This is a genomic window from Thermus altitudinis, assembly GCF_022760835.1.
Taxonomy (GTDB): Bacteria; Deinococcota; Deinococci; order Deinococcales; family Thermaceae; genus Thermus; species Thermus altitudinis.
The window spans coordinates 82867-90802 of sequence record NZ_JAKTNQ010000005.1 but is presented as its reverse complement, the minus strand read 5'-3'; the positions used below and the strand labels follow the sequence as shown (position 1 = coordinate 90802).

The window sequence follows — 7936 nt, the reverse complement described above, 5'->3', positions numbered from 1 at the left end:
GAAGGCTCCGTCCGAGCCCAGAAAAACCTTGACTCCGTATCGGCAGGCGAGCGCAATGCTTCTGGCTCTGCCACGGGTGTTCGTTTGGAGTTTTACCCATCGGACTACCCGATGGAACCCCTTACTCCAAGTTTCAAGGTCCACGGGGAACGCTGTCCCCAAGAAAATCGTACCACACATCTGCCGCGCACTATGCCATGGACCTCTGCGGGGCACGTGGGGGGTCCATGTATCCCCGGTTGTTTGGAAACCGGGGGATTATAGCCCCCCACACCCCCCTTTTCCTTAAGGTGAACCGGGCAGGGGACTGGCTTTCCCCGGAGGAGAAGGACCTGGAGATGGCCCGGGTGGCCTGAAAGGCGGGTGGGCACGAATGGGCTTGCTTGCCTGCCCAACGGGCCGCAGAGAAGGCGGTGAAAGCCCTTCGCCTCCGTAGGCCTAGAGCACGTGGTAACCCGGCTTGGCAAGGCGCTTCCCCTGGGGGTGCCCCAAGACCTGGTGGAGAAGGGCCGCTACCTGGATGGGCTCTATATCCCCACCCGCTACCCCGACGCCTTCCCTGAGGGGCCCTCTGCGTAGGGTTCCTTGCAAAGCTGCCGTATGCCGGTGAGGTCCTGGGCTTCTCCCGTACCGGGATGGCCTAGTCGGGAGGAAGTGGGAGCCCTCGCCTTGCCGAAACCCCAAGCCAGGAGGCGCGCTGGCCCTTTCGCCATCCCACCCTTTCCCTTCCCTAAAACCCCCTTTGATACTGGGGTGGGACCTCCGGGGCCACCCCTAGGGCCTTGGCGGCCCTTAGGGGGAAGTAGGGGTCTCTGAGGAGAACCCGGCCTAAAAGGACCAAGTCGGCGCTTCCCGCCTGCAGGAGGGTTTCCGCTTGCTCAGGGGTGGTGATGAGGCCCACGGCCCCCGTCTTGAGGCCCACCTCTTTGCGCACGGCATCGGCGAAGGGTACCTGGAAGCCCGGGGCCAGGGGGATCCGCACCTTGGGCACCACCCCGCCCGAGGAGCAGTCCAAGAGGTCCACCCCTATCCCCTTAAGCCTTTGGGCGAAGGCCAGGGTGTCCTGAAGGCCCCACCCCCCTTCCCCCCAGTCGGTGGCGGAGACCCGCACCAAAAGGGGAAGCTCCTTGGGCACCACCTCCCGTACCGCCTGGGCCACCCTGAGGGGAAAGCGCATGCGGTTTTCCAGGCTGCCCCCATAGGCATCCGTGCGCTGGTTGGAAAGAGGGGAGAGGAAGGAGGAGAGTAGGTAGCCATGGGCCATGTGGAGCTCAATCACCTGGAAACCCGCCCTTAGGGCCCGCTTGGCCCCTTCCACGAAGGCCATGAGAATCCGTTCCATTCCCGCCTCGTCCAGGGGTTCGGGTACGGGATACCCCTCGTCGTAGGGGAGGGGGCTTGGCCCCACCACCCGCCAGCCCAAGGGCTTCCCCCCTTCCCAAGGCCTGCTGGTCCCGGCCTTACGCCCGGCGTGGGCCAGCTGGATGCCGGGCACCGCTCCCGCGTCCCGGATCCTTCGGGCAAGCTCCTGAAGGCCCGGAAGGTGCTCCTCCGACCAGATGCCCAGGTCATGGGGGCTGATGCGGCCTATGGGCTCCACGGCGGTGGCCTCCACCAGGATGAGGCCCACGCCTCCCAGGGCCCGGGTGGGGTAGTGGAGGAGGTGCCAGTCCGTGACCATGCCTTCCAGGGTGGCGGAGTACTGGCACATGGGGGACATGGCTAGGCGGTTTTTCAGCCTGACGCTTCTTAGGTCCAAGGGGGTGAAGAGGAGGGACATGAGTCCATTATGGACCGGGTGGGCCTAGGGTAAAATCCGGGCGCCGAACCGCTGGAACCTCTTCCACGAGGTTCTCGAGGGGGGTGAGGGAATGAAGCGGATCCTTTGGAGTCTGGCTCTCCTATGGCCCTTGGCCTTAGCCCAGCCCTTGCGGGTGGCCATCCTTTGGCACCAGCACCAGCCACCCTATGAGAACCCCTTGACGGGGCAGTACGAGGAACCTTGGGTGCGGGTCCACGGGGTGAACAGCTACCCTTGGATGGCCCAAGTGCTTAAGGAGTTTCCTGGGATCAAGGTGACCTTTGACCTTACCTCCACCCTTCTCAAGCAGATAGAGGACTACCTTTCCGGCAAGGCCAAGGACGCCTACTGGCGGCTTTCCGAGAAACCGGTTGCCGCCCTTACCCCTGAGGAAAAGGCCTTTATCGTCCAGCGTTTCTTTGACATCAACCCCCGCTTCATAGAGAAAAGCCCCCGCTACCGGGAGCTCCAGGCCAAGAGGGCGAGGGGGGAGCCTTTTGCGGAGCAGGACCTTCAGGACCTGCGCCTCCTTTGGAACCTGTACTGGATCAACGTGGACTACATAGGCCAAGACCCCAGGCTCCAGGCTCTTTACCAGCAGGACCGGGGCTTCACCCAGGAGGATGTGAACTACGTGCTGGAAAAGCACCTGGAGATCATGGCCACCATCCTGCCCCTGCACAAGGAGCTTTGGCAACGGGGCCAGGTGGATCTCATCACCACCCCCTACTACCACCCCATCCTGCCCATCCTCCTGGACAAGGAGGCCATCCGGGAATCCAACCCTGCTTTGGCCCTGCCCAAGGAGCCCATCGCTTGGCCTGAGGATGCCGCCTGGCAGGTGCGGGCGGGGAAGGCCTATTTCCAAGCCCTTTTTGGCCAGAGGCCTAGCGGGATGTGGCCACCCGAGGGTGCGGTAAGCCAAAAGGCGGCGGAGCTCTATGCGGAGGAGGGCATCGGCTTCCTGGTGACCGATGAGGCCATCCTGGGCAAAAGCGGGGTACCCGTGACCCCCCTCACCCTGACCCGGACCTACCACGTGGAGAAGCAGGGCCAGCGGGTGGTCCTTTTCTTCCGTCACCGGGACCTTTCCGACCGCATTGGTTTCAGCTACAGCCAGATGCCTGCCGAACGGGCGGTGGAGGACCTTATCGCCGCCCTTCTGGAGATCCGCCGCCAGGTGATTGGGGATAACCCCAACGCGGTGCTCACCCTTGCCCTAGATGGGGAAAACGCCTGGGAAAACTACCCCAATAACGGCAACGACTTCCGCCGCCTGCTCTACCGGCGCCTTGTGGAAGAGCAGGCTAAGGGCACCCTGAAGACCGTCCTCTTTTCGGAGGTGGCCCAAGAGCCCTCCTTGCCCTTGGCCCGGCTGGGCACCGGGGGTTGGGCAGGGGATTTTGCCATGTGGGCGGGGGAACCGGAGGAAAACGAGGCCTGGGACCGCCTAAGCCGGGCCCGGCAGGCGGTGATGGCCTACCGGGAGGCCGGAGGGGACCCTAAGGTGGTGGAGAGGGCCATGGCCCTCCTCTATGCGGCCCAGGCCTCGGACTGGTTCTGGTGGTACGGCCAGGACACCGCCTTTCCCAACCACGCCCCCTTTGACGAGGCCTTCCGGAGCCTTCTCAGGGCGGTGTACCAGACTTTGGGAAGGCAGGCCCCGGAGGAGCTCTTCATCGCCGTGCGACCCCCGGTTTCTCCCCAAGGAACGCCGGGCCGGGTGAAGCCCACCTTGGACGGCCAGGTGACGCCTGGGGAGTGGGAGGGGGCGGCCTACCTGCCGGATCCCGAGGGGGCCGCCATGCAGACCCCCGACGACCTCATCCAGGGGGTTTACTTGGGTTTTGATGAGGCCAACGTGTACCTGCGGGTGGACCTGCGGGATGGGGTCAAGGCCCGGGACCTGGTGGGCCAAGGGTTCCGCCTGCATGTCTACGCCACCCAGCCTGGAGGGGAAGGGGGTGCCGCCTTTCCCGAGGGCCTGCAGGTTTCCCTGGGATTTCCCCTGCAACAGCGGATCACCTTGGACCTAGACCAGGTTAAGGAGGGGCAAGGGGTGTTGGTGCGCTACGCCTACCGGGAGGGCAGCTGGGTTCTGGCCAGCTCCCCAGCGGACCTTTCGGGAAGGCGGGCTTGGGTGGGGGAGGTTTTGGAGCTTCGCCTTCCCTATACCACCCTCAAGGTGGAGGCCGGGGACACGGTACGGTTGGCCTTGGTACTGGAGAAGGGCGGGCGTGTTTTGGACTTCGCCCCCAACGGGGCACCTTTGGCCTTAAGCCTGCCCAGGCGCCTCGAGGGCAAGGAAGTGTTGCGCATCCCAGACCCCGAGGGCGACGAGCACGGCCCCGGCACCTACACCTATCCCAAGGAGGCCGCCTTCGCACCTTTTAAGGGCCTTTTTGATCTCCTGGAGATGCGCATTCTGGATAGCGACCATCTCTACACCTTCGTCTTCACCTTTGCGGAGATGACCAACCCCTGGGGGGCCCCGGCGGGCTTCAGCCACCAGCTCCTCAACATCTACCTGGACTTTAAGGAGGGAGGCCGGACCGACACGTTCGCCAAAGGGGCTAAGGTGGCCTTCCATCCGGAGCACCCTTGGGACCTTTTCCTGAAGGCCGCGGGTTGGCCCCAGTACGGCCAACGGGTGGGCTTTCCGGACGGCACCGATACCGCCGAGGGCATCCTGGTGAGCAGTAACCCCGCCGACAAGCAGGTGATCGTGCAGCTGGAAAAAAGGCACTTTAACCCCAAGCCCGGCCAGCAGGTTTGCTTCTATGTCCTGGTGGGAAGCCAGGATGGCTACGGGCCGGATCATTTCCGTCCCGTGGGCCGGGAGGCTGGGCCCTGGAACCTGGGTGGGGCCCGGGATGAGGATGCCCCCTTGGTGGTGGACTACCTCTGGCCGGAAAGGGGGGTACAGGAGGCCTGGCTTTCCCAATATGGGGGTGGGCGCTTGGCGGTCCTTAAGCCTTATTGCGTCACCTGGCCTTAGGGGTGGGGTCTACCCCCACGAGGGTCCTCCAGGGTAGACTGAACCCATGGACCCCAGCCCTGGCCAGGGACAAGGCCCCGATCTTGCCACGGCTTTTCGCTATGTGGAAAGCCTTCTCTTCGGGGACATGGAGCGCCCCGGTCTCACCCTCTATGACCTGGAGCGCCTGGTGGGCTACCCGGCCAAAGGGGAGGGGCCTTTGACCTACACCCTGCCCCGCACCAAGAGCCTTTCCGGGGTGCAGGCGGTGCGGTTTTACTACTACCCCAAGGACCCTACCCTCCAGCTCATCGTGGAGATTGAGGACCTTCAGGGGAAAAAGCACCTTCGCCATTTCCGCTGGAATGGGTTTACCTGGGAAACGCCCCAAGGGAGACAAGGGGAGCTAAAGCCCACCCGGGAGGAGGTGGGCCTGGTGCAGGCGGGAGAGGATTTTTTCCTGGGCTTCCCCCGGGAGGAAGCCCTGGAGCTGGAGGAGGCGGTGCGCAAGGGGGAGGCCGTGGGGGCCAAATACCTCCTTTGCCCTCGCTGCCGGTCCCGGATTTTCTACGCTCCCTCGGTCCGCCCCGCGGGCCTTACCTGCCCCAGGTGCGGCAACCCCACCCTGCTTTTCAAGACCCTCTCCGCGCCCGAGGGGCCCAAGGACCCCCTCGAGGCCCTTGTGGAAGAACAACGGGCCCTGAGGAAGGCCATAGAGGAGCTAACCGCTTACCTTAGGCGCAAACTGGGGCCTTAGACCCTCACCCCGGGCTGGCCCCAGCCGGTGTAGGCGTAAAACCGGCCCCGTTCCCCTCCGAGGTAGTCCAAAAGGGGCTCCAGGAGGGGGCGGTGGCCGGAAAGCTTGGCCGTCACCTCCTCGGGGGTGAAGAACCGGGCTTCCACGATGTGGCCGTCGGGATCCCTGGGGTTCAGGAGCCCCTCGTAGCTGGCCCGAAAGGCCATGGCCAGGGTGCGTTCGTTCTTGCGGCGGTCCTCCACCTGGATGGCGTAGGCCAGGTGCTCAATGGTCTTCACCCTGAGGCCCGTTTCCTCCTGCACCTCCCGCACCAGGGCTTCCAATACCGTTTCCCCAGGCTCCACCGTGCCCCCGGGGAGGGTGTAGCGCACCAGGCCCCGCCGGCCCCAGTCGTTGCCCACCAGGAGGACCCGGCCTTGGCGGTCCAAGAGGATGGCCGCCACCACCAGGATCTCGCGGCGCATCACGCTTCCGTCAAGGCCTCCAGCTGCCTTTCCTGGTCGGCCCGTTTGAGGGCTTCCAGAAGAGGCTGGAGGTTTCCCGAGAGGACGCCCTCGAGGTCGTGGGTGGTGAAGCCGATGCGGTGGTCCGTGACCCGGGACTGGGGGAAGTTGTAGGTGCGGATCTTCTCCGAGCGCTCCCCGGTACCGATCTGGGCCAGGCGGGTCTGACGGAGCCGTTCCGCCTCTTCCGCCCGTTTGATCTCCAAAAGGCGGCTCCTTAGGATCATGAGGGCCTTCTCCCGGTTCTTGATCTGGCTGCGGGAGTCCTGGCAGGTGACCGTGATCCCCGTGGGCAGGTGCACCACCCGCACGGCGCTATCCGTGGTGTTGACCCCCTGGCCCCCGGGCCCCGAGGCCCGCATCACGTCAATGCGGATTTCGTCCATGTTGAGCTGGAAGTCGGACTCCTCCGCCTTGGGCAACACCGCCACCGTGGCCGTGGAGGTGTGGATCCGCCCCTGGGTTTCCGTGGCGGGGACCCGTTGCACCCGGTGGACCCCGCTTTCGTACTTGAAAGTGCCGTAGGCCCCAGGGCCGCGGATTTCCACGATGACCTTGGAGAAGCCACCCAGGTCGGTGGGGTGGGAATCCAGGATCTCGGTTTCAAACCCCATCTCCTGGGCGAAGCGCAGGTACATCTCCAAAAGGTCCCGGGCGAAAAGGGCGGCCTCCTCGCCGCCGGTGCCGGCCCGGATCTCCAGGATGGCGTCCCGCTCGTCCAGGGGGTCTTTGGGCAAGAGATGCCGCTCCAGCTCCTTTTCCAGTTCCGCCTTGCGAACCAGGAGGGCTTCCTTCTCCGCCTTGGCCACCTCCTTGAGCTCGGGGTCCTCGAGGAGGCCCTCCACCCCCTCCAAGTCCTCCAGCACCTTCCGGTACTCCCGGATGAGGGCGATCACCTCCCCCATCTCCGCATACCGCCGGGAGAGGGCCTGGTAGCGCTTCTGGTCCCTGAGGACCTCAGGGTCGGCAAGGAGCGCTTCCAGCTCCCGGTATTCCTCTTCTAGGCGCGCAAGCTTCTCCAGCATACCTTACCTCAGGATACTCCAAGGCGGGGTTGCCTGCGGGTTTAGGTATGCCTAAAATAAGGCCCATGGAAACCCCGGTTTTCCTCTATGCCCTCTGGGGAGGGCTCTTCACCTGGGGGCTCACCGCGGTAGGGGCCGCCAGCGTGTTCCTGACGCAGGAGCCCAGCCGCAAGCTTCTGGACGGCATGCTGGGTTTCGCCGCCGGGGTGATGCTGGCGGCCAGCGTCTTTTCCCTCCTCCTTCCAGGTATGGAGATGGCCGAGGCTCAGGGCCTGGTTCCTTGGGTGCCTGCGGTGGTGGGCTTCCTGCTGGGTGGGGCTTTGTTGCGCCTCCTGGACCGCTTCCTTCCCCATGTGCACCTGGGGCCAGCGGCGCAGGAGGAGGGGATTCGCACCCTGTGGCGGCGCACCACCCTCCTGATCCTGGCCATCACCCTCCACAACTTCCCCGAGGGCCTGGCGGTGGGGGTGGCCTTTGGGGCTGCGGGGTTGGACCCTACGGGAGCCGCCACCTTGGGTGGGGCTATGGCCTTGGCGGTGGGCATCGGCCTGCAGAACCTGCCGGAGGGGTTGGCGGTGGCCTGGCCCCTAAGGCGGGCAGGTATCCCGGCGGCAAAGGCTTGGTTTTACGGCCAGCTGTCCGCCGTCGTGGAGCCCCTTGGGGCCTTGTTGGGAGCCCTTTTGGTCACGCAGATGCTTTACCTATTGCCCTACCTCATGGCCCTGGCGGCAGGAGCCATGGTTTTCGTGATCGTGGAGGAGGTCATTCCGGAAAGCCAGGCGGAGGGCAACGGGGACATCTCCACCTTTGGGGTGATGATGGGCTTCGCCCTCATGATGGCCTTGGACGTGGCCCTAGGCTGAACCCTTCCTG

The 7936-nt window shown here is 64.8% G+C and carries 8 protein-coding genes; 5 read left to right on the top strand and 3 right to left on the bottom strand.

All coding sequences use genetic code 11. The annotated features are described in order from the left end of the window. Positions 1–227: 227 nt before the first annotated feature. Both L0D16_RS12370 and L0D16_RS03315 read left to right on the top strand, forming a co-directional pair. Positions 228–356, top strand: coding sequence for a hypothetical protein (locus L0D16_RS12370; RefSeq protein ID WP_279231138.1), 129 nt, complete (start codon positions 228–230; stop codon positions 354–356). 91 nt (positions 357–447) lie between these two features. Beyond that, the gene (locus tag L0D16_RS03315) at positions 448–579 is read left to right on the top strand and encodes a HEPN domain-containing protein (protein ID WP_243030032.1); all 132 of its coding nucleotides are present in this window, start codon (positions 448–450) and stop codon (positions 577–579) included. 151 nt (positions 580–730) lie between these two features. On the opposite strand, the gene L0D16_RS03310 is transcribed toward L0D16_RS03315, so the two are convergent. Next, positions 731–1780, bottom strand: a complete 1050-nt coding sequence (locus L0D16_RS03310; protein ID WP_243030031.1) for an NADH:flavin oxidoreductase/NADH oxidase — start codon at positions 1778–1780, stop codon at positions 731–733. 91 nt (positions 1781–1871) lie between these two features. Here L0D16_RS03310 and L0D16_RS03305 point away from each other — a divergent pair, with 91 nt between their 5' ends. After that, positions 1872–4799 carry a glucodextranase DOMON-like domain-containing protein gene (locus tag L0D16_RS03305; RefSeq protein ID WP_243030030.1) on the top strand — a complete coding sequence of 976 codons (2928 nt, stop codon included), beginning with the start codon at positions 1872–1874 and terminating at the stop codon, positions 4797–4799. Between the two features lie 46 nt (positions 4800–4845). Continuing rightward, entirely contained in the window at positions 4846–5535 is a 690-nt protein-coding gene (locus L0D16_RS03300) for a hypothetical protein (RefSeq protein ID WP_243030029.1), read from the top strand. Here the strand turns inward: L0D16_RS03300 and L0D16_RS03295 are convergent. Next, entirely contained in the window at positions 5532–5999 is a 468-nt protein-coding gene (locus L0D16_RS03295; RefSeq protein WP_243030028.1) for an NUDIX hydrolase, read from the bottom strand. The two genes, L0D16_RS03300 and L0D16_RS03295, sit on opposite strands and share 4 nt — an antisense overlap. After that, positions 5999–7063 carry a peptide chain release factor 1 gene (prfA, locus tag L0D16_RS03290; RefSeq protein ID WP_243030027.1) on the bottom strand — a complete coding sequence of 355 codons (1065 nt, stop codon included), beginning with the start codon at positions 7061–7063 and terminating at the stop codon, positions 5999–6001. Before prfA ends, L0D16_RS03295 begins: the two co-directional genes overlap by 1 nt. Before the next feature lie 65 nt (positions 7064–7128). Here prfA and L0D16_RS03285 point away from each other — a divergent pair, with 65 nt between their 5' ends. Continuing rightward, positions 7129–7926, top strand: coding sequence for a ZIP family metal transporter (locus tag L0D16_RS03285; RefSeq protein ID WP_243030026.1), 798 nt, complete (start codon positions 7129–7131; stop codon positions 7924–7926). The last annotated feature ends 10 nt before the right edge of the window (positions 7927–7936 follow it).